This is a genomic window from Paenibacillus sp. FSL M7-0134, from assembly GCF_038007865.1.
Classification (GTDB): Bacteria; Bacillota; Bacilli; order Paenibacillales; family Paenibacillaceae; genus Paenibacillus; species Paenibacillus polymyxa_B.
Window position 1 is genome coordinate 1,570,001 of the sequence record NZ_JBBOXV010000001.1, and the last position, 19,402, is coordinate 1,589,402.

Annotated in this window: 19 protein-coding genes, 15 tRNA genes and 1 rRNA gene (1 of these 35 only partly in view); 31 read left to right on the forward strand and 4 right to left on the reverse strand. The window is 46.1% G+C overall.

The genetic code is table 11. The features are described 5' to 3' along the window. From NSQ58_RS06870 to NSQ58_RS06945, 16 genes are all read left to right on the forward strand, one after another. A 23S ribosomal RNA gene (locus NSQ58_RS06870) occupies positions 1-2,683 on the forward strand (it extends 245 nt beyond the left edge of the window). A gap of 66 nt (positions 2,684-2,749) precedes the next feature. Beyond that, positions 2,750-2,825, forward strand: a tRNA-Asn gene (locus tag NSQ58_RS06875). 3 nt (positions 2,826-2,828) lie between these two features. After that, positions 2,829-2,920 (forward strand) — tRNA-Ser (locus tag NSQ58_RS06880). Positions 2,921-2,937: 17 nt separating this feature from the next. Continuing rightward, positions 2,938-3,009, forward strand: a tRNA-Glu gene (locus NSQ58_RS06885). Positions 3,010-3,078: 69 nt separating this feature from the next. After that, positions 3,079-3,154, forward strand: a tRNA-Val gene (locus tag NSQ58_RS06890). Positions 3,155-3,180: 26 nt separating this feature from the next. Beyond that, positions 3,181-3,257: transfer RNA gene (locus NSQ58_RS06895), tRNA-Met, on the forward strand. Positions 3,258-3,272: 15 nt separating this feature from the next. Further along, positions 3,273-3,349, forward strand: a tRNA-Asp gene (locus NSQ58_RS06900). A gap of 37 nt (positions 3,350-3,386) precedes the next feature. Continuing rightward, positions 3,387-3,459: transfer RNA gene (locus NSQ58_RS06905), tRNA-Phe, on the forward strand. 22 nt (positions 3,460-3,481) lie between these two features. Further along, a tRNA-Thr gene (locus NSQ58_RS06910) sits at positions 3,482-3,557 on the forward strand. A 5-nt stretch (positions 3,558-3,562) separates the two neighbouring features. Further along, a tRNA-Tyr gene (locus tag NSQ58_RS06915) sits at positions 3,563-3,648 on the forward strand. Between the two features lie 7 nt (positions 3,649-3,655). Then, positions 3,656-3,729: transfer RNA gene (locus NSQ58_RS06920), tRNA-Trp, on the forward strand. Between the two features lie 17 nt (positions 3,730-3,746). Further along, positions 3,747-3,819: transfer RNA gene (locus NSQ58_RS06925), tRNA-His, on the forward strand. 10 nt (positions 3,820-3,829) lie between these two features. Further along, positions 3,830-3,904, forward strand: a tRNA-Gln gene (locus tag NSQ58_RS06930). Between the two features lie 7 nt (positions 3,905-3,911). Next, positions 3,912-3,983, forward strand: a tRNA-Gly gene (locus NSQ58_RS06935). Positions 3,984-3,995: 12 nt separating this feature from the next. After that, a tRNA-Cys gene (locus NSQ58_RS06940) sits at positions 3,996-4,070 on the forward strand. An 11-nt stretch (positions 4,071-4,081) separates the two neighbouring features. After that, positions 4,082-4,160 (forward strand) — tRNA-Leu (locus NSQ58_RS06945). 44 nt (positions 4,161-4,204) lie between these two features. On the opposite strand, the gene NSQ58_RS06950 is transcribed toward NSQ58_RS06945, so the two are convergent. The 3 genes from NSQ58_RS06950 to NSQ58_RS06960 all read right to left on the reverse strand — a co-directional run bounded on the left by NSQ58_RS06950 (position 4,205) and on the right by NSQ58_RS06960 (position 5,640). Continuing rightward, positions 4,205-4,333, reverse strand: coding sequence for a recombinase (locus NSQ58_RS06950; protein WP_143109565.1), 129 nt, complete (start codon positions 4,331-4,333; stop codon positions 4,205-4,207). A gap of 84 nt (positions 4,334-4,417) precedes the next feature. Beyond that, on the reverse strand, positions 4,418-4,771 hold the full coding sequence (locus tag NSQ58_RS06955; RefSeq protein WP_341057089.1) for a hypothetical protein: 354 nt from the start codon (positions 4,769-4,771) through the stop codon (positions 4,418-4,420). 686 nt (positions 4,772-5,457) lie between these two features. Beyond that, the gene (locus tag NSQ58_RS06960; protein WP_023990249.1) at positions 5,458-5,640 is read right to left on the reverse strand and encodes a hypothetical protein; all 183 of its coding nucleotides are present in this window, start codon (positions 5,638-5,640) and stop codon (positions 5,458-5,460) included. Between the two features lie 220 nt (positions 5,641-5,860). Here NSQ58_RS06960 and NSQ58_RS06965 point away from each other — a divergent pair, with 220 nt between their 5' ends. The 14 genes from NSQ58_RS06965 (at position 5,861) to NSQ58_RS07030 (ending at position 17,699) form a co-directional block, all read left to right on the forward strand. Then, positions 5,861-6,382, forward strand: coding sequence for a MarR family transcriptional regulator (locus NSQ58_RS06965; RefSeq protein ID WP_023990248.1), 522 nt, complete (start codon positions 5,861-5,863; stop codon positions 6,380-6,382). Then, the gene (gene sufC / locus NSQ58_RS06970; RefSeq protein WP_023990247.1) at positions 6,363-7,139 is read left to right on the forward strand and encodes a Fe-S cluster assembly ATPase SufC; all 777 of its coding nucleotides are present in this window, start codon (positions 6,363-6,365) and stop codon (positions 7,137-7,139) included. Before NSQ58_RS06965 ends, sufC begins: the two co-directional genes overlap by 20 nt. Positions 7,140-7,162: 23 nt before the next feature. Then, positions 7,163-8,470, forward strand: a complete 1,308-nt coding sequence (sufD, locus tag NSQ58_RS06975; RefSeq protein WP_445671666.1) for a Fe-S cluster assembly protein SufD — start codon at positions 7,163-7,165, stop codon at positions 8,468-8,470. A gap of 43 nt (positions 8,471-8,513) precedes the next feature. Beyond that, positions 8,514-9,911 carry a Fe-S cluster assembly protein SufB gene (gene sufB, locus NSQ58_RS06980; protein ID WP_023990245.1) on the forward strand — a complete coding sequence of 466 codons (1,398 nt, stop codon included), beginning with the start codon at positions 8,514-8,516 and terminating at the stop codon, positions 9,909-9,911. Between the two features lie 314 nt (positions 9,912-10,225). Continuing rightward, positions 10,226-10,465 (forward strand): NifU family protein, encoded by a 240-nt coding sequence (locus tag NSQ58_RS06985; protein ID WP_013373004.1) that lies wholly within the window; start codon positions 10,226-10,228, stop codon positions 10,463-10,465. A 385-nt stretch (positions 10,466-10,850) separates the two neighbouring features. Beyond that, positions 10,851-11,402, forward strand: coding sequence for a TetR/AcrR family transcriptional regulator (locus NSQ58_RS06990; RefSeq protein ID WP_023990242.1), 552 nt, complete (start codon positions 10,851-10,853; stop codon positions 11,400-11,402). Positions 11,403-11,516: 114 nt separating this feature from the next. Continuing rightward, complete coding sequence (locus NSQ58_RS06995) at positions 11,517-12,779, forward strand: MFS transporter (RefSeq protein ID WP_327204603.1); 1,263 nt, start codon at positions 11,517-11,519, stop codon at positions 12,777-12,779. A gap of 130 nt (positions 12,780-12,909) precedes the next feature. Then, entirely contained in the window at positions 12,910-13,221 is a 312-nt protein-coding gene (locus NSQ58_RS07000; protein WP_013311898.1) for a LiaF transmembrane domain-containing protein, read from the forward strand. Between the two features lie 85 nt (positions 13,222-13,306). Continuing rightward, positions 13,307-13,978, forward strand: a complete 672-nt coding sequence (locus NSQ58_RS07005) for a PspA/IM30 family protein (RefSeq protein WP_023990240.1) — start codon at positions 13,307-13,309, stop codon at positions 13,976-13,978. A gap of 7 nt (positions 13,979-13,985) precedes the next feature. Further along, positions 13,986-14,474, forward strand: a complete 489-nt coding sequence (locus NSQ58_RS07010) for a PspC domain-containing protein (protein WP_023990239.1) — start codon at positions 13,986-13,988, stop codon at positions 14,472-14,474. Next, entirely contained in the window at positions 14,474-15,178 is a 705-nt protein-coding gene (locus NSQ58_RS07015) for a PspA/IM30 family protein (RefSeq protein ID WP_023990238.1), read from the forward strand. Before NSQ58_RS07010 ends, NSQ58_RS07015 begins: the two co-directional genes overlap by 1 nt. Before the next feature lie 149 nt (positions 15,179-15,327). Continuing rightward, entirely contained in the window at positions 15,328-15,975 is a 648-nt protein-coding gene (liaF, locus tag NSQ58_RS07020; protein ID WP_028541398.1) for a cell wall-active antibiotics response protein LiaF, read from the forward strand. A 16-nt stretch (positions 15,976-15,991) separates the two neighbouring features. Next, the gene (locus NSQ58_RS07025; protein ID WP_023990236.1) at positions 15,992-17,071 is read left to right on the forward strand and encodes a sensor histidine kinase; all 1,080 of its coding nucleotides are present in this window, start codon (positions 15,992-15,994) and stop codon (positions 17,069-17,071) included. Next, positions 17,049-17,699 (forward strand): response regulator, encoded by a 651-nt coding sequence (locus NSQ58_RS07030; protein WP_013372995.1) that lies wholly within the window; start codon positions 17,049-17,051, stop codon positions 17,697-17,699. Before NSQ58_RS07025 ends, NSQ58_RS07030 begins: the two co-directional genes overlap by 23 nt. Before the next feature lie 75 nt (positions 17,700-17,774). Here the strand turns inward: NSQ58_RS07030 and NSQ58_RS07035 are convergent, their stop codons facing one another. Further along, positions 17,775-18,239 (reverse strand): hypothetical protein, encoded by a 465-nt coding sequence (locus tag NSQ58_RS07035; RefSeq protein WP_341057090.1) that lies wholly within the window; start codon positions 18,237-18,239, stop codon positions 17,775-17,777. 248 nt (positions 18,240-18,487) lie between these two features. Here NSQ58_RS07035 and NSQ58_RS07040 point away from each other — a divergent pair, with 248 nt between their 5' ends. Beyond that, positions 18,488-19,252: a YwmB family TATA-box binding protein gene (locus NSQ58_RS07040; protein WP_028541400.1), complete on the forward strand. Its 765-nt coding sequence runs from the start codon at positions 18,488-18,490 to the stop codon at positions 19,250-19,252. Positions 19,253-19,402: the final 150 nt, after the last annotated feature.

Consider the following 19,402-nt stretch of genomic DNA (forward strand, 5'->3'; position numbering starts at 1 on the left):
GTAGCGGCGAGCGAACGCGGATTAGCCCAAACCAAGGAGCTTGCTCCTTGGGGTTGTGGGACGTCTCACATGGAGTTACAAAGGAACCGGTTAGATGAAGAGGTCTGGAAAGGCCCGCCAGAGAAGGTAAAAGCCCTGTAGTTCAAAACTTGTTCTCTCCGAGACGGATCCCGAGTAGTGCGGGGCACGTGAAACCCCGTATGAATCCGGCAGGACCATCTGCCAAGGCTAAATACTCCCTGGCGACCGATAGTGAAGCAGTACCGTGAGGGAAAGGTGAAAAGCACCCCGGAAGGGGAGTGAAATAGATCCTGAAACCGTGTGCTTACAAGAAGTCAGAGCCCGATCTATGGGTGATGGCGTGCCTTTTGTAGAATGAACCGGCGAGTTACGTTCCCGTGCAAGGTTAAGGTGAAGAGCTGAAGCCGCAGCGAAAGCGAGTCTGAATAGGGCGATCTTGAGTACGTGGACGTAGACCCGAAACCGGGTGATCTACCCCTGTCCAGGGTGAAGGTGCGGTAACACGCACTGGAGGCCCGAACCCACGCATGTTGAAAAATGCGGGGATGAGGTGGGGGTAGCGGAGAAATTCCAATCGAACCCGGAGATAGCTGGTTCTCCCCGAAATAGCTTTAGGGCTAGCCTCGGAAATAGAATCGTGGAGGTAGAGCACTGATTGGGTGCGGGGCCCGCAAGGGTTACCAAGCTCAGTCAAACTCCGAATGCCATAGATTTAGTTCCGGGAGTCAGACAGTGAGTGCTAAGATCCATTGTCGAAAGGGAAACAGCCCAGACCATCAGCTAAGGTCCCCAAGTGTGTGTTAAGTGGGAAAGGATGTGGAGTTGCACAGACAACCAGGATGTTGGCTTAGAAGCAGCCACCATTGAAAGAGTGCGTAATAGCTCACTGGTCGAGTGACTCTGCGCCGAAAATGTAACGGGGCTAAACACACCACCGAAGCTATGGCTTGATGCAATGCATCAGGGGTAGGGGAGCGTTGAATGCGGGTTGAAGGTGTACCGTAAGGAGCGCTGGACTGCATTCAAGTGAGAATGCCGGTATGAGTAACGAAAAGATCTGTGAGAATCAGATCCGCCGAAAGCCTAAGGGTTCCTGAGGAAGGTTCGTCCGCTCAGGGTAAGTCGGGACCTAAGGCGAGGCCGATAGGCGTAGTCGAAGGACAACAGGTCGAAATTCCTGTACCACCGTAATCCGTTATGAGCAATGGGGTGACGCAGTAGGGTAGTGACGCGGACTGATGGATGTCCGTCTAAGCAGTGAGGCTGGTGTGTAGGCAAATCCGCACATCGTTAAGGCTGGGCTGTGATGGGGAGCGAAAATTATAGTAGCGAAGGTCATGATCTCAGACTGCCAAGAAAAGCCTCTAGCCAGGAGAAGGTGCCCGTACCGCAAACCGACACAGGTAGGCGAGAAGAGAATTCTAAGGCGCGCGGAAGAACTCTCGTTAAGGAACTCGGCAAAATGACCCCGTAACTTCGGGAGAAGGGGTGCCTCGGTAGGGTGAATAGCCCGAGGGGGCCGCAGTGAAAAGGCCCAAGCGACTGTTTAGCAAAAACACAGGTCTGTGCGAAGCCGCAAGGCGAAGTATACGGGCTGACGCCTGCCCGGTGCTGGAAGGTTAAGGGGAGTGGTAAGCCTTCGGGCGAAGCTATGAACCGAAGCCCCAGTAAACGGCGGCCGTAACTATAACGGTCCTAAGGTAGCGAAATTCCTTGTCAGGTAAATTCTGACCCGCACGAATGGCGTAACGACTTGGGCGCTGTCTCAACGAGAGATCCGGTGAAATTTTAATACCTGTGAAGATGCAGGTTACCCGCGACAAGACGGAAAGACCCCATGGAGCTTTACTGCAGCTTGATATTGAATTTGGGTACGATCTGTACAGGATAGGTGGGAGCCGTAGAACTTTGAGCGCCAGCTTGAAGGGAGGCATCCTTGGGATACCACCCTGATCGTATCTAGGTTCTAACTTGGTACCGTGATCCGGTGCGAGGACAGTGTCAGGTGGGCAGTTTGACTGGGGCGGTCGCCTCCTAAAGAGTAACGGAGGCGCCCCAAGGTTCCCTCAGAATGGTTGGAAATCATTCGAAGAGTGCAAAGGCAGAAGGGAGCTTGACTGCGAGACCTACAAGTCGAGCAGGGACGAAAGTCGGGCTTAGTGATCCGGTGGTACCGCATGGAAGGGCCATCGCTCAACGGATAAAAGCTACCCTGGGGATAACAGGCTTATCTCCCCCAAGAGTCCACATCGACGGGGAGGTTTGGCACCTCGATGTCGGCTCATCGCATCCTGGGGCTGAAGTAGGTCCCAAGGGTTGGGCTGTTCGCCCATTAAAGCGGTACGCGAGCTGGGTTCAGAACGTCGTGAGACAGTTCGGTCCCTATCTGTCGTGGGCGTAGGAAATTTGAGAGGAGCTGTCCTTAGTACGAGAGGACCGGGATGGACGTACCGCTGGTGTACCAGTTGTTCCGCCAGGAGCACCGCTGGGTAGCTATGTACGGAAGGGATAAGCGCTGAAAGCATCTAAGCGTGAAGCCCCCCTCAAGATGAGATTTCCCAGTATGTAAGACCCCTTGAAGACGACGAGGTAGATAGGTTGGGGGTGGAAGTGCAGTAATGCATGGAGCTGACCAATACTAATCGGTCGAGGGCTTATCCTAAAAATAAAACGCAATGAGTTTCGGATCCAGTTTTCAGGGTGTAACCTTGAAACAAATGCTTAATATTCCCTGATAGCTCAGTTGGTAGAGCACTCGACTGTTAATCGAGTTGTCACAGGTTCGAGTCCTGTTCGGGGAGCCATATGGAGAGGTGTCCGAGTTGGCCGAAGGAGCACGATTGGAAATCGTGTAGGCGCCAAAAGCGTCTCGAGGGTTCGAATCCCTCTCTCTCCGCCATAATTATTTTATTGCATGGCCCGTTGGTCAAGGGGTTAAGACACCTCCCTTTCACGGAGGTAACAGGGGTTCGAATCCCCTACGGGTCATAAAAAATATCATAAAAGAACTTGCAATAAAAAGTTCATTATGGTATAATATGAGAAGTGCTTAATTGTGGAGGCTTAGCTCAGCTGGGAGAGCATCTGCCTTACAAGCAGAGGGTCGGGGGTTCGAGCCCCTCAGCCTCCACCATTTGAAAATTAAATATTTATTATTGTCGCGGGGTGGAGCAGTTCGGTAGCTCGTCGGGCTCATAACCCGAAGGTCGCAGGTTCAAATCCTGCCCCCGCAACCAATTAAAATTTATTATGGAACTGTGGTGTAGAGGCCTAACATGCCTGCCTGTCACGCAGGAGATCGCGGGTTCGAATCCCGTCAGTTCCGCCATTAGTAATACAACGTTTAATGAAGAGCCTTATAATAAGGCTCGGTAGCTCAGTCGGTAGAGCAGAGGACTGAAAATCCTCGTGTCGGCGGTTCGATTCCGTCCCGAGCCACTTTTAATTGAATATTTTATGTGCCGGTGTAGCTCAACTGGTAGAGCAACTGACTTGTAATCAGTAGGTTGGGGGTTCAAGTCCTCTCGCCGGCACCATTTTTGGAGGATTAGCGAAGTGGCCAAACGCATCAGACTGTAAATCTGCTCCCTTACGGGTTCGGTGGTTCGAATCCATCATCCTCCACCAGTTTTATAGGGGCATAGTTTAAAGGTAGAACAACGGTCTCCAAAACCGTTGGTGTGGGTTCAATTCCTGCTGCCCCTGCCAATTATTCATTACTTGCGGCGGTCGTGGCGAAGTGGTTAACGCACCGGACTGTGACTCCGGCATTCGTGGGTTCAAGCCCCATCGGCCGCCCTTTACTTATTGGGGATTAGCCAAGCGGTAAGGCAACGGACTTTGACTCCGTCATGCATAGGTTCAAATCCTATATCCCCAGCCATCTTTATGCGGACGTGGCTCAGCGGTAGAGCATCGCCTTGCCAAGGCGAGGGTCGCGGGTTCGATTCCCGTCGTCCGCTTTGTTACACTCTGGCGCCATAGCCAAGTGGTAAGGCAAAGCTCTGCAAAAGCTTTATTCCCCAGTTCAAATCTGGGTGGCGCCTCCATAATTGAATATGCCGGCGTGGCGGAATGGCAGACGCGCTCGACTCAAAATCGAGTGGGAAACCGTGGAGGTTCGAGTCCTCTCGCCGGTATTAACTAAAAGAGTTCATTAGAGATAATCTCTAGTGGGCTTTTTTTATTTGAGCTTTAGTACCCCACTCATTGCTTGAGCTGAAGACACCTTTGAGTTGTATTCGAAATGCGAATAAATATTTGCCGTTGTTGCATAATCGCTGTGGCCTAACCATTCCTGAACTTCTTTCATGCTTACCCCTAATACATCTACATAAATATACTCCAGGTATTCAAGACAATAAGAATTGTCAGAAGATAAGCGATAGGATTCCTGTTATTTCTTCATACGAATCAGAAGCTCATAGAACGTGTCCACCAGTGGCAGTATACGGCGACTGGCTTTATTCTTGGTTCGGTCCTTTTCAATTTCAATTCTTTCGCCTCGAATTACTGCGAGGAGTTGATTCAGCTCCTCGGCATTGTAGAAGCTCACGACGTAATTGTTCTTTTTTGGGCTTTCAACTAAGTCAGGGAGATTCGCCACAATCAGCTTTATTTTCACGGCATACTGAAGGGCTCTGCAAATGTTCGCGTGGTAATGAATAACGGTATTGGCGCTGACACCTTGCACATTCATTTCATGGGTATACAAGGTCTGAAAATCCTCTGTAGTTAAATCATCAAGCAATACATCCCTTTCTCTCGGAAAAAGGATCTACGCGGCCTTTTACAGTGTCGGAATAGGAGATATAGGAGATGAGATAAGCCCGATACTGTTTTTCATCATCTCTAGCCATTGAAGCATAAAGTCTGCGAACAGCCTTTTGCTATTACCGGATGGAGTAGCCGCTTTTACTCTTACAGCATATCTTCGTTTTCAACCGCGAGTGCTTGTCCTTCCATATGATAATTCTTCCTGGCTTCCTGAAGCAAGATTTCGGCTCTTTTCTTGGTTCCTTTTATCTTAAGCCCCGTAGGGATCCATTTTGGTTATCGTTTACCATTCTCATCTTTACAGTTAGGCGGATGTCCCGTTGCGCTTTCTCCTCTTCCAACAACTCCAGAGGGTGAACCCGATCCTTTTTTCAAATACCGGTTGAGCTTCGGAATGGATTTGCTACAAAAGTGGTAGCTGAATCCGCCGATGGATTGCTTTAGCGCCCAGAAGGTGCATTTATTTTGAACCGGGCGGTATAAAGTTCGATGATCTAGGTCGCCTCCAGTGTCAGATCGGTGCTGGCTAGAATGGAGCATCGCCTGTTCGGATTCACCAGCAAAAACCACAGTTTTTGGTATACTCTTTGGCCCCATAACATATCCAGACACAGGTAACTGACGGATTATTCATTGCCATACATGCTCACGATAGCGTACTCAAACGCTGCGGTACGGCTTTAAAACAGCTCGGCCAAGCACCACCTTTGTCCTCTTTTTACGGTAGCGACCCCGGTCTGTGGCAGGTGTACCATGACGTTCATAGGCAACGGTATTGGACTTGGCTTCGGTTACCATATCCATCCGGGTGCTGCCGAATTGATCAGAGGTAGGCAAAACCATTTCCGGGACGTGCCCTAGTCAAAACACAGCATGAGGCCGATGACAATGACAACAAACCCATGAAAAGCGCCTCCAAAATTGCGTCACATTTAACACAATTGATATTGATTATCAATATCAATTGTGTTAATATAATTTTGTTCACTAGTGAACAAAAAATAATCTAATGGTGACACTGAACTTGGTCTGCAACTACTACAAGAGAGGGGAGATTGGGAAATTGGAGTTTCAAAATCATTTTAAAGGTCATCTTTACGAGCAATATATTAAAATGCTACATCTGAATGAGCTGTATACTGAACAAGAATTTAACTCGTTTCGGCAACAGGCCAGAAAGTACCAGATTGACATGCTCTCCAACAATATTACTAGTGTACACGTTATTGATTGCATTGGTGATTATGAACCGATAAATCATACCGGGATTGTGGAGAAGATGGGGTTGTCCAAAGCTAGCATTACTAAAATTAGTGCAAAGCTGCTGGAAATGGGCTTCATTATGAGAAGTCAACTGAACAGCAATCGTAAGGAGATTTACTTTAGTTTAACGGATAAGGGAAGACACGTTTATCATTTGCATAAAGAACTGCACAAAGAAAAAGAAGAAAGGTTTTACCAATTCATTGAATCCTATTCAGAGGTTGAGCTGCAGACTATTGGAAAATTTATGAGTGATTTGGTGGCGCGTGCCGAAGAATACTCCGAAGGGAAGTTTACGATAAATGACGACATTAAAGATTGAGGAATTAAGATCCAAGATTGAAGGGAAAGAAATTTTAAAAGGGCTCACACTGGAGATTCATGGCGGAGAGATTCATGCGATTATGGGGCCTAATGGGACGGGAAAAAGTACATTGGCTTCAGCTTTAATGGGCCATCCCAAATATGAGGTTACTGGCGGTAAGGTGACATTGGACAATGAAGACCTTCTGGAGATGGAGGTGGATGAGCGTGCCCAGGCAGGCTTGTTCCTCGCTATGCAATACCCAAGTGAAATTGCTGGCGTGACCAACTCGGACTTTCTCAGAAGTGCCATCAATGCACGGCGTGAAGAAGGCGATGAGATATCCTTAATCCGTTTTATCCGTGAAATGGAGAGCAAAATGAAGGGGCTGGAGATGAACCCGGAATTTGTGCATCGTTATTTGAATGAGGGATTCTCTGGCGGTGAAAAAAAGCGGAATGAGATTTTGCAAATGATGCTACTTGAACCCAAGTTTGTGATCCTGGATGAAGTGGACTCAGGGCTTGATATTGATGCACTGCGTATTGTGGCCAATGGCGTAAATGAGATGCGCAGCCCGGATAGAGGCTTTTTAATCATCACCCATTATCAACGACTGTTGAATTATATTACCCCGGATTTTGTGCATGTCATGATGCAAGGCCGGATAGTTAAATCTGGCGGTCCGGAGCTTGCCCACCGTTTGGAGGCTGAAGGGTACGATTGGGTGAAGGAGGAACTTGGGATTACGGATGAGACGGTAAGGGAAGCTTAAAAGCCGGAGAGGAGGAACAGCACGTGGATATACAAGCTAGAGTTTCAATGAATGTGGACGATTTACGCGCATGGTCAAGCGCTAAGGATGAACCTCGTTGGCTGATTGAACGCCGCGTTCACGCACTCGAACTGGCAGGGACGCTGGAGTTGCCTAAAGTGGAGAAAATCAATCTCGAAAAATGGGATATCTACGAAAGTGGAGATTACAAGGCTGAGAATGCGTGGTCTAGTTTGGAGGAAGCGCCGGAGGTTGTTCGAGGTTTGGTTGCTTCTCCGGTGAAAGGCGGACTAATCCTTCAGTTCAACTCGGATGTAGTGTATACGAAATTGTCCGAGAGCTTAGCCGCCCAGGGAGTCATTTTAACGGATCTGCATACTGCGGCAAAAGAGCATGAGGAGCTGGTTCAACGTTATCTCTTTCAGGCAGTAAAGCCAGAAGAACATCGTTTATCTGCTGCACACAGTGCCTTATGGAGTGGTGGCGTTTTTCTATATGTCCCAGACGGTGTAGAGGTTGAAGCACCTATTCAAGCGATCTTTCTTAACGATACAAGCGGTGTGTGTTTTGCTCCTCACGTCTTAATTGTGGCAGGGAGCAACAGCAAGATCACTTATGTGGATAATTGTGTATCGAGTGGTGATGATGTCAAGGTATTGCATAACGGTGTGACGGAGGTCTTCGCGGGAGCGGGCTCAAAGGTGCAAGTAGCTTCGGTTCATCAGCTTGCTGCAACTACAACAGATTTCACCCAGCGACGGGCGGTCGTTCTTGCTGATGGGGGTGTGGAATGGATTATTGGTGAGATGAACAATGGTTATACCGCCAGCGATACCAAGACTTTGCTACAAGGCAACGGGGCGGTCTCCGACAATAAGGTGATTGCTATTGGCACGGGCAATCAAAAATCGAGCTATACAACTCAAGCTCAGCATTTTGGCAGAAGCTCGGTAAGCCAGATGATTACGCGTGCAGTCATGCTTGAAGAAGCTACGGCCATTATCAACGGCATTACAAAGATTGAAAAAGGTGCAACCCATTGTGATGGTCAGCAAACAGAACGCGTGCTTATGCTAAGTCCTAAAGCTCGCGGCGATGCCAATCCGATCCTGCTGATAGATGAGGATGATGTAACCGCGGGTCATGCTGCATCCGTGGGGCAAGTAAATGCAGAGCAAATCTATTATCTGATGTCGCGCGGGATATCACGGAGTGAAGCCGAACATCTTGTTATTTTCGGATTTCTCGCTCCTGTCATTTCGGAGATCCCGCTGGAAGGTGTTCGTAGTCGCCTAAAAGATTTAGTGGAAAGCAAGCTCGGCAGATCATAGCAAATCAAAATGAATCTTGAAAGGTTAAAAAGGAGTGATACTAATGGCTAAAAAAGCACCAGATATGGGCGAATATAAATATGGGTTTCGCGACAAGCACCAGTCTATTTTTCAATCTGGAAAAGGTCTGACGGAAGAGATTGTCCGGGAAATTTCCCGGATCAAGGAAGAGCCGGAGTGGATGCTCAATTTTCGGTTGAAAGCTTTGAATCAATTCTACAAAATGCCGATGCCTGAATGGGGAGCGGATTTGACCGGGCTAAATCTTGATGACATCCAGTATTACGTTCGCCCTTCTGAAAAACAGGGAAAGACCTGGGAGGAGGTTCCTTCCGAGATCAAAGCAACCTTTGACAAGCTGGGAATCCCTGAAGCGGAGCAAAAGTTCCTGGCGGGCGTATCCGCTCAATATGAGTCGGAAGTAGTTTATCACAGCATGCGGAAAGAACTGGAGGATCAGGGCGTTATTTTCCTTGATACGGATAGTGCATTAAAGCAATACCCCGAAGTGTTTAAGCAACACTTTGGGACGATCATCCCTCCTGCCGACAATAAATTTGCGGCGCTTAATAGTGCGGTTTGGTCAGGCGGTAGCTTTGTATACATTCCGAAGGGTGTTCAGTGCGAGGTTCCTATACAAGGTTATTTCCGTATTAATTCTGAAAATATGGGTCAATTCGAGCGGACATTAATTATTGCCGAAGAGGGCAGCTTTGTCCATTATGTTGAAGGATGTACAGCACCTATTTATAGTACCAGTTCTCTGCATAGTGGAGTTATTGAAATTATTTGCCGGAAAGATTCCCGTGTCCGTTACACGACCATTCAGAATTGGGCTCCTAATATCTACAACTTGGTAACCCAAAGGGCTGTGGCAGAAGAAAATGCCACAATGGAATGGGTGGACGGCAACATCGGCTCCAAGGTAACAATGAAGTATCCGGCAGTATTATTGAAAGGACGGGGAGCCAAGGGGTCCATCCTGTCTATTGCCGTAGCCGGTAAAGATCAGCATCAAGATGCTGGCGCGAAGGTAATTCACCTTGCTCCCGAGACAACATCTACGATTATATCCAAATCCATCAGCAAGCAGGGCGGAAAAGTAAACTACCGAGGGTTGTCCAGCTTCAGCCGCGATTCCGCAGGGTCCAAGTCCAATATTAAGTGCGATACGTTGATATTGGACAACATGTCAACATCAGATACGATTCCGTACAATGAAATTAAAAACGATCAGATTACTTTGGAGCACGAGGCAACAGTATCCAAAGTGTCCGAGGAACAATTGTTTTACTTAATGAGCCGCGGGCTTACAGAACAAGATGCTACACAAATGATTGTAATGGGCTTTATTGAACCGTTTACCAAAGAATTGCCAATGGAATATGCCGTTGAAATGAATCGGTTGATTCAATTTGAGATGGAAGGAAGCATCGGTTGATTCATTAATTTAATAGATCAAACCTTTATCATTCTTTAAAGAGGTGCTAGTAATGAAGAAAAATAATTCGGACGATTCAGAACTAGCTCAAATTACCCGAGAGATACGAAAACTTCAGTTCTGCTTCAATATGCTGTCAGGATTGAGCGCAAGTTGTGGTGTGATGATACCTTTAGACTCTATTCATACGCTTATAAGGGAACTTTCGGATCAAGAGGTCACTCTTAGGCAAAAAGCAAAGGATCACTCAGACGATCTAGGGTGAAAAAAGGTCTGAATTGACGGTTGGTAAAAAAATGGGAGGAGTTGACATAATGGATGAAAATGGAGTTTTATTCGATGAAGTATCGGAAGTTCTTCTCAAACTACGTCCTTTCTTACTGCGTGACGGTGGAGATGCTGAACTGGTCGAAGTTGAGAACGGTATAGCAAAATTAAGATTTTTGGGAGCTTGCAATGGTTGCCCAAGTGCTACGATTACGTTAAAGGTTGCTATTGAGCGCGCAATTCTTGAGGAAATTGATGATATTAAAGAAGTTGTACAAGTATTCTAAATTCCTTGATACTGAGCAACTGAGTTAGTCCTGTCGCAGACCATAGCTACGGAAGTTGATCCCGCTGCTCAATACCAAAGTACATCGACAGATTACCTTGCGGGTCGAAATCGACGAGCAGCGCTTATTTTACTTCATTAAACAAGGTATTATCAAGATTGTATTCGGTATCGAGTGGGAAACCGTGGAGGTTCGAGTCCTCTCGCCGGTATACACAAAAGGATGATAAAATGCTTAAAGGCATTTTATCATCCTTTTTATTATATATTCATGATTTTGGCAACAAGGTTAACATGGATTTGACCAGCGCTTTGATCTTATCGTAAGATGATGGTACTGAAAAAACTTTTCTAGTTTACTGAGCACGAAAGAAATGAGGACGAATATGCAGGAAAGAATTTTGGAGGCTTTTGTAGAGGAAGTTCATGAAAATGGTTTGAAATTTACGATGGATGATCTTGCGAAAAGACTCGCCATTAGTAAGCGTACGTTGTATGAACATTTTTCGTCTAAGACGCTTATTTTAGAAACACTTATTGAGCGTACTAATGATGATATGATTCGTAAAACTGAGCAAATTATCGAAAATAATGAGTTATCTTTGTTAGACAAGATTAAGCAGTCGATTAGGGTCATGCCTCTGTATTATAAGTTTTACGATTTAAGAATATTGGACCAGATGAAAAAGTATTATCCTGAGCAATGGAAAAGGGTACATGCCGATTTAAATGACTGGTCTCCGATTAGAACATTAATTCAGGAAGGCATTCGAGAAGGAATAATAGTGAACAAAAATGAGGCTCTGATCATGAAGCTTATTATTGAATCTGTAAATTTAACGCTTGATCAGCGTTTCTTTCTGGATAACAGTGTGACGGTAGAGGAAGCAACTTATTCTATTGTAGATATTCTGTTGTTCGGATTGGTCGAAAAATAAAAAAATAGCCTCAACAATATGCTGCATATTTGAAGAGGCCATTTTTTTATATGAAAACTAATAAAACAATTTTAGTTTCAATTGTTTTTGAAAAAGAATAATGAAGTTTACCTGATGTTGAATAAAGAGATACGGAAAAGGAAGGGTGGAAATATGTCTATACTCACAAGAAATCGAGGAGCAATGCTGTTATTGATGCTTAACATTTTTTTGGCATTCATGGGGATTGGCTTAGTTGTCCCTGTGTTACCTAAGTTTATAAGTGAGCTAGGGATGAATGGTTCCTCGATGGGGCTGATGGTTGCAGCTTTTGCGTTGACACAGCTTTTGTTATCACCATTGTCAGGAAAGTTGTCTGATCGTTATGGACGTAAAAAGTTGATTGTTTCTGGGATGTTCATCTTCATGTTATCAGAGCTTGTTTTTGGACTGGCAAATTCCATTCCTACCCTGTTCATAGCACGAATCATGGGTGGAGCAGGGGCAGCATTGCTTACTCCTTCTATTATGGCCTATGTCGCTGATGTGACCTCGTTTGAGGAAAGAGGCAAGGGAATGGGAATGATCAATGCAGCGATCAACACAGGCTTCATAATAGGACCAGGGATTGGCGGTTTGCTTGCCACATATGGAATACGCATTCCCTTCTTTGCGGCAGCAGGAGCTGCGGGAATAGCGGCTATTTTGTCTCTGTTAGTGCTGCCTGAGTCTTTAAGCAAGGAAAAGCAACAATTTAATAGAGAGCTTCCACGTCAAAAAGAAAATCTTTTGCAGCAATTTGCCAAGTCATATCAATCTCCATATTTCATGGGTTTACTCATTGTATTTGTCGTTGCTTTTGGGTTAGCGAACTTTGAAACAGTGTTTGGACTGTTTGTTGACCATAAATATGGTTTTACACCAATGGATATTGCCATCATTATAACGACAGGCTCCATTATGGGAGCAGTTGTCCAAGCAACTATATTTGGATGGATCATTAATCGTTTTGGAGAGAAAAAAGTAATTCACCTCTGTTTGGCTATTGGGGGCGTTTTCATTTTTCTAACCCTATTTGCTGAACAGTATGTGATGATTATGCTGACGACCTTTATCATTTTTCTGGCTATGGATATCCTTCGTCCAGCAGTAAGCACTTCTCTATCGCGGCAGGCCGGAGATGAGCAAGGCTTTGTGGCAGGAATGAACTCGTCCTATACAAGCTTGGGTAATGTGATTGGACCGTTAATTGCAGGACTGTTGTTCGATGTTCATATTAACCTGCCTTATATGGTTGCAGCTATAGCGTTACTGGCTTGTCTTGTCCTGTCACTACGCTCCAAGCAAGCGGGTGAGCAACACTCGATAGCCCGTGCAGCAGAACAGCATAGAGGGTGATAGCCGCAGGTCTATATTCATCCCCGACTTAGGTCTAGGTTCAAAAACCGTCTGGGGTCCGTTTTGTCGAACGCTAAGTCAGCGTACAATAAGAACATAAGCAAGACACAGTGAAAGGCGGTGAGAGATGATGAGAGTTAACAAAGGGAATGGGTTAGCCATTGTACTGATCGTGTTGGGTTCGATTATGCTGCTCGGTAAGTTTACTCCGTTTTTCGGTCACTTTTTAGGACATCTGATTGGTTACTTAATTCCGATAGCTATGGTCATGCTAGGCTACTACGGTGTGAAAAAAGGAAATGCGCTCTTCGGCTGGATCGTACTTGTACTCGGGGTACTGATTTTGCTTGGCAAACTGTCCTGGCTTCTGGGACCGCTACTGGCAATCGGGTTGATCATATTTGGTGTTTCCCTGCTGAGTGACCGCAGAAGACGTTACTGATTTTAGCAGTTTGACGAATGAAAAAAGATTGTAGCAACGAAGTGATAAATTATGGCAATACGAATTGTGAAAGGAGCAGACGCAAATGAGTGTTTTTCGAAGAATGCGAGATATCACGGTAGCGACCTTCAATGAGCATTTGGAACAAAGCCAAGACCCGGTGCAACTAATTGACCAGTTCTTGTATAATACCCGCCAGGAAATTGCCGAAGCGGAAAAACTCCATCAACAGTATGCGATGCACACAAGACAGATGAAGCAGCAGTTGGATCATGCATTGTCCATGCAGACCAAACGGGAGGAACAGGCGCTACTGGCTTTGAAGGCTGATGAAGAACATATCGCGAAGCTGGCCCTTCAGGAGAAAATGCTATATGCAGAAAAAGAAGAGCAGTATAGAGAACTGTGGGAGCAGAGCCGTGAATCACTACGTGAGCTAGAACAACAGCTAGATACGTTAAAGACAGAATATCAAACGGTACACAGCAAGCGTCAGTATTATGCGGCACGTGTACAGACGTTGAGACTCCAGCAGCAAATGAACGAACGGGCTGGTACATACGGTGGACGAAATGTTCCCCGAATGTTCAACCGCTTGGAAGACCGAGTAGCCGATATGGAAGCAGAAACGATGAGTCTGCGTGATTTACGTCGGGGTGAGGGCGACCATGTACAGGATGCCCAAGGCGGTGGATCGTTGCTTGAACAAGAGTGGGAGAGACTGAAAAGCAAGCTGAACAACAGCGGGAAGGAGTAAATTGATAATGACCCGAATTTACAGATCAAGCCGGGATAGAGTAATAACAGGTGTATGTGGCGGTCTTTCTGACGCAACAGGAATGGACTCAACATGGATTCGTATTCTGGTTGTGATCAGTTTCTTTATTACAGCAGGAACCACATTTATGATTTATGTGATTGCGGCACTGGTTATCTCCAAGGAGCCGAGATCTCCTTTCGATGGAGGATTTGGCCCTGACAGCGGACCCTATAATCAACAGGACCCGCGCTATTATGGCAGTAACAATACAAGATCGCAGTATGGGCAGGGAACTGGTTACAATCAGGGCGGCGCATACGGCAATTCGAACCCGTTTTTTGGTCAAGATGCCCGCAACTCATCCAAATTTAACACAGGTCAGAACAACGACTTGGATTCCATGATGGAAGATATTGAGAAAAAGGCAATGAAAAAAGAATTGGCAGAGTTACGCAAAAAAGTAGAGCAATTCGAGAAGGGAGATCGTAAATAATGGGGATCTTTAAAAGAATGAAGGATATGACAAGAGCATCGGTGAATGAAGTGTTGGATAAAGTGGAAGATCCGATTATTATGTTGAATCAATATTTGCGCGATATGGAGGCGGAAATTCACGAGGCTGAGGTAACGGTTGCCAAGCAAATGGCGAATGAACGACGTATGAAACAGCGTTTGGAGGAAGCGGTACGTGTATCCAATGAGCGTGAGAAGCAAGCCGAATCCGCATTACGAAATGGTCAGGAAGAAGTAGCACGAAAGCTGTTGGGAGAGAAGATTTATTTTGTGCAAAAGCAGGACGAATACCGCGACTTGCACACACAAGCTGAGCTTCAAGCAAAAGAATTGGTACAGCAGCTTCACGACATGAAAGATGAATTTTATAAAATGCGCAACAAGCGCAATGAGTTGGTATCCCGTGCTCAAATGGCGAAAGCCAAAAAGCAAATGTCTCAAATCAATAGTTTGCACACGATTGAAAGTGGGTCTGCTTCATTGGGCTTCCACCGTATGGAAGAAAAAATCATGCAAATGGAAGCTGAAGCTGACGTACTGCGTGCTCCTTACCGTCAAGCTCCAGGAGAAGCATATATTAATCCAGCTGAGGCTGAAAAACAGTTTAAAGTGGATGAGCAGCTTCAACAGCTTAAGTCCAAAATTCAGACAGGTGCTAAACCAGTCGATATGAAGAAGGACTGACTACTCGGAAACAAGACATTATGATATGCTGTATGGAATGGACATTGGTCGATGATCGTGCTCAATCTGTATGGTCCGGGAAAGCCATATGGCGGAATGTCGCGCCACTATGGCTTTTCCGTCCTGTATAAACAAAAAGGGGGTGCAGCATGGAGAGAAAAAAATCAGCCTTGGCACTGGCAGGGATTGGCATCGGGGTTATCATTTTATTCGGTCAGTGGATTGGGTTCCTCTCCGTGGTTGCACTGATCCTAATGTTGGCCGGAATATATAAGATCCGTAATTCCAAAATCAAAAAAGGTTACACGATGCTCGCGATTGGTGCTGGACTGTTAGTGCTGGATCATTTGTTCCTGTTTGTGGTAGTTACACTAGCATCATTAGCTGTATTCTATTCACGTTCAAGGAAGCTGCATAAAGGTCAAAGCTCCATATTCAAGCACAATTTTATATCCAATCATAAATGGGATGAAGTGCCTTGGAGTCTGCGCAGCACAAGCATATGGCATGTGGTTGGGGACGTGGATGCTGACCTGACGTTGGCTCTCCCAGAGGAACGTGAGTCCGTCATATTTCTACAAGGGATCTTCGGTGACATTGACATCACGTTACCGGATAATTACGGTGTAGAGGTGGAGATGCTCGTATTGTTCGGACAGATTCAGTTTGACCGGGATCATGAGGCGGGGATGCTCAATCGACTGGTTTGGAAGTCTCCCCATTTTGAGCAGAGTGAGTATAAAGTGAAGTTTGTCGTTTCGTACTTGGCGGGCGATGTCCGCGTCCGATTTTATTGAATCAGGAGGAGCCGGGATGAATCATAAAAAAACGTCCAACATGGTAACCCGCAGTATGGGTGAAGGTATCCTCCTGTGTGTTGTTGTGGGCGTAGTTGTCTTTTATATGCTGTATACATATGGATATGTGAAGTCGTTCCCAACCTGGGGCATGATATTGAAAGTTGCAGGAGCCGTTATACTGGTGTTAATTGGTACAGGGGCAATGTACGGATTTTATGAGAGCTACCGCTTTAAAAGCAGATTGGAAATGTTGAGAGAGACGTTGCTGATGTGGGAAAAGGGAACCCCTGCACGTGAGTTGCCTCCCCTAGGGCATGATGAGCTTGGCAGGCTGGGAGAGCAGCTGGAACGGATCGGGCGTAAATGGCAGGAACAAGTTACGTCTTTACAACGCTTATCCACGGATAACGCTCAGTTGGCAGAACAGGCACGGATGACTGCGATTGTGGAAGAGCGGCAGCGGCTGGCCAGAGAGTTGCATGACGCCGTATCACAGCAATTATTTGCTATTTCAATGACGGCGACGGCTGTGGGGAGGACGCTGGATAAGGATTTTGATAAAGCGCAGCGTCAAGTTGCGCTAATTGAAGAAATGTCTTCCGTGGCACAATCCGAAATGCGGGCGTTACTACTTCATCTGCGGCCTGTCTATCTGGAAGGAAAACGGCTTGAGCAGGGTTTGCGTGATTTGGTACAGGAGTTGCAGGCAAAGGTACCGATGGAGATTGATTTTGAGATTGAAAGCGGAGTACAGTTGGTTAAAGGCATTGAGAACCACTTGTTTCGTATTGTTCAGGAAGCGATGTCTAATACATTGCGTCATGCCAAAGCAACCCGCATGGAAATTCGTATCGTGCAACGCCCGGATTCCATCAGGCTGACGATTCGGGATAACGGTATTGGTTTTGAACTGGATGAGAAAAAGCAGACTTCATATGGATTATCCACAATGCAGGAGCGGGTCAGTGAAATTGGGGGAGCTATTCAATATATAACGGCACCGGGAAAAGGAACACGGATCGAGGTTTCCGTGCCAGTTATTAATGATGAAAGCGGAAGGAACGATGATCATGGAAACGGAATTACCGATTAGCGTACTGCTGGTAGACGACCATGAAATGGTACGGATTGGTCTTGCGGCGGTGCTGGGGACGGAAGAAGGTATTGAAGTGGTCGGCGAGGCTGGAAGCGGAGAAGAAGGCATACGGTTGGCTTCCGAATACAAGCCAAATGTCATTTTGATGGATCTGGTCATGGATGGCATGGATGGCATCGAAACGACACGCCAAGTAACTCGTCTGCTTCCAGAGACAAAGGTGATTGTGCTGACGAGTTATTTGGACGATGAGAAAATGTATCCGGTCATTGAGGCAGGGGCATTCAGCTATTTGCTCAAAACGTCTCGTGCTTCCGAGATAGCGGATGCGATCCGTGCAGCTGCACGCGGACAGTCCGTACTAGAGTCACAGGTGGCCTCCAAGATGATGAATCGATTTCGCCAGCCACAGGCTGAGGCACCCGCGCATACGGAACTGACTGATCGTGAGATGGAGGTGCTTCGCCTGTTGGCACAAGGGAAGTCTAATCAGGATATCGCAGATGAGCTGATTATCGGGATTAAGACGGTAAAATTCCATGTCACGAACCTTCTCGCTAAATTAGGAGTAGAAGACCGTACACAGGCGGCGATCTATGCCTATAAGAACGGATTAGCAGAGTAGAATGTAGAATAAACGAATACAAAGAACCGGAGACGACAATAGTCCTCCGGTTTTTTGTATTCCATAACAAGGTGTTTAGATCAGGAGGAATAAAAAGGCGATTAAAGCCAGATCTAGTGCAAGCCCTGCACCGTATCCATATCCGCCGTACCCACCGTGATAGCCTGGTCTGCCATTTCCATAACTACTATAACCATTTCCAGCAAATCCGCCTGCGTCATAAGGAAAGGATGGACTCAGAGGTTCGTTAGGTGGCTTAATTAAGGCATTTAGTTTGGCAGAGGTACGAGCTTTGTTTTTAGGATTCCTTTTTTTCTTTTTAGAGGAATTCTTTTTTGGGGATTGTTTTCCTTTGTTATTGTAGCTTCCGGCGTAGAGACTGCCAGGAAAGGAGGGTGGATATCCGTTCAACATCAGCTTGCCTTTGCTACACCCACTTAAGATGCCGATGTGTCGTGTACCATCACGCATAACGGCACAGACCAGACGTCCACCATGAGGTGCCACATTGGCTTCATTTACAGGATAAATCGGAAACATGATTTCACCTCTTTTGGTGTAAGATGCATTGTGATCATAGTCTATTCTTACGGTGCCTACGATGTATGGTCGAACACCCAGTAGGCAGATGAATATTTTATAAGGGCTTTGTCGTATTGCTGTGTGTATAAAACCTCTGACAACGGGAATGCTATTGATAGATTCATAGATTTCAATCCAGCCGAAAAAGAAAGTAACCAGAGCGTAGGTGTGGGAATCGGATGGTTGTGGAGCGGGGGGGAACGATAATGTTAAAAGCAGAGCTGATTAAAAAAGGGATTATTGCAATTTTGGTATTAGGAACGGTGCTGGTACTGGCTGGCTGGCGCTACGGAACCCTTCAGACAAACCGATATGATTCCCGCGAAGCAGAAACGGCTTTACGTTCATTGTTAATCATCTCGGACCAGGCCCCGGGTACGTTGGATAAGCTGGTTGTGAAGTGGCAAGGCGATTGGATTTCTAACCATGAAGAGCCGGCAGATGTGGCGGCACAGATAGCCGATCAGCTGAATATACCCACAGTAAACAAACTCGTAGAAAATGGACACACGGTTTATCGTTCTGTTCGTCATAGTGAGGATCTAAGAATCCGCTTAAATGTGATGGAACGTCAAACTGGACAATGGTATGTAGTTGTTCAACTGGAGAGTAATAATGCAGGACGTGAGCGGTTGATTCAGCTTCATAAGCTTTGTGCTGAGCAATTAAAATCTATGGGGATTCAAGCGCAGTGGAACACAGCCCTTCAGCGTTCGCTGCATACAAAGGAATCCAAAGATCAACTGTTGAAACTGACAGAGGCGAGCTTAGCAGAGAACATCTCCATGCAGGCCAAAGAAAGATATACGGATGCGACTACTGTGGCTATATCCTATGAAGCTCCAGAGCTGCCGTTAATGATTCAAAGCGGTGAGCATCAGGTCCAGATGCAGATGGCTGTACATGAAGATAGGGAGCAGCAGAATACACGTATAACGCTCGGTTTCCCGCTCATCACGATTGAATACTGACTTATAAGGTAAATTTATGATTCATCGGATAGCTTATCCATGTAGGATATGATAAAATATCATCAAATCTTTAGTTCCATGTTTTTCGAAAATCAAGTATGATCTTGTATAAATATACACAATACTACATGCGGATTTCGGGGATTGTGG

What these genes read in the sequence shown, in the direction of transcription:
- NSQ58_RS06950 (WP_143109565.1), bottom strand. Translation starts at nt 4,333, where the DNA reads ATGAAAGAAGTTCAGGAATGGTTAGGCCACAGCGATTATGCAACAACG.
- NSQ58_RS06960 (WP_023990249.1), bottom strand. Translation starts at nt 5,640, where the DNA reads ATGGTTTTGCCTACCTCTGATCAATTCGGCAGCACCCGGATGGATATG.
- sufC (WP_023990247.1), top strand. Translation starts at nt 6,363, where the DNA reads ATGACGACATTAAAGATTGAGGAATTAAGATCCAAGATTGAAGGGAAA.
- sufB (WP_023990245.1), top strand. Translation starts at nt 8,514, where the DNA reads ATGGCTAAAAAAGCACCAGATATGGGCGAATATAAATATGGGTTTCGC.
- NSQ58_RS06985 (WP_013373004.1), top strand. Translation starts at nt 10,226, where the DNA reads ATGGATGAAAATGGAGTTTTATTCGATGAAGTATCGGAAGTTCTTCTC.
- NSQ58_RS06990 (WP_023990242.1), top strand. Translation starts at nt 10,851, where the DNA reads ATGCAGGAAAGAATTTTGGAGGCTTTTGTAGAGGAAGTTCATGAAAAT.
- NSQ58_RS06995 (WP_327204603.1), top strand. Translation starts at nt 11,517, where the DNA reads ATGTTGAATAAAGAGATACGGAAAAGGAAGGGTGGAAATATGTCTATA.
- NSQ58_RS07000 (WP_013311898.1), top strand. Translation starts at nt 12,910, where the DNA reads ATGAGAGTTAACAAAGGGAATGGGTTAGCCATTGTACTGATCGTGTTG.
- NSQ58_RS07005 (WP_023990240.1), top strand. Translation starts at nt 13,307, where the DNA reads ATGAGTGTTTTTCGAAGAATGCGAGATATCACGGTAGCGACCTTCAAT.
- NSQ58_RS07010 (WP_023990239.1), top strand. Translation starts at nt 13,986, where the DNA reads ATGACCCGAATTTACAGATCAAGCCGGGATAGAGTAATAACAGGTGTA.
- NSQ58_RS07015 (WP_023990238.1), top strand. Translation starts at nt 14,474, where the DNA reads ATGGGGATCTTTAAAAGAATGAAGGATATGACAAGAGCATCGGTGAAT.
- liaF (WP_028541398.1), top strand. Translation starts at nt 15,328, where the DNA reads ATGGAGAGAAAAAAATCAGCCTTGGCACTGGCAGGGATTGGCATCGGG.
- NSQ58_RS07025 (WP_023990236.1), top strand. Translation starts at nt 15,992, where the DNA reads ATGAATCATAAAAAAACGTCCAACATGGTAACCCGCAGTATGGGTGAA.
- NSQ58_RS07030 (WP_013372995.1), top strand. Translation starts at nt 17,049, where the DNA reads ATGGAAACGGAATTACCGATTAGCGTACTGCTGGTAGACGACCATGAA.
- NSQ58_RS07035 (WP_341057090.1), bottom strand. Translation starts at nt 18,239, where the DNA reads ATGTTTCCGATTTATCCTGTAAATGAAGCCAATGTGGCACCTCATGGT.
- NSQ58_RS07040 (WP_028541400.1), top strand. Translation starts at nt 18,488, where the DNA reads ATGTTAAAAGCAGAGCTGATTAAAAAAGGGATTATTGCAATTTTGGTA.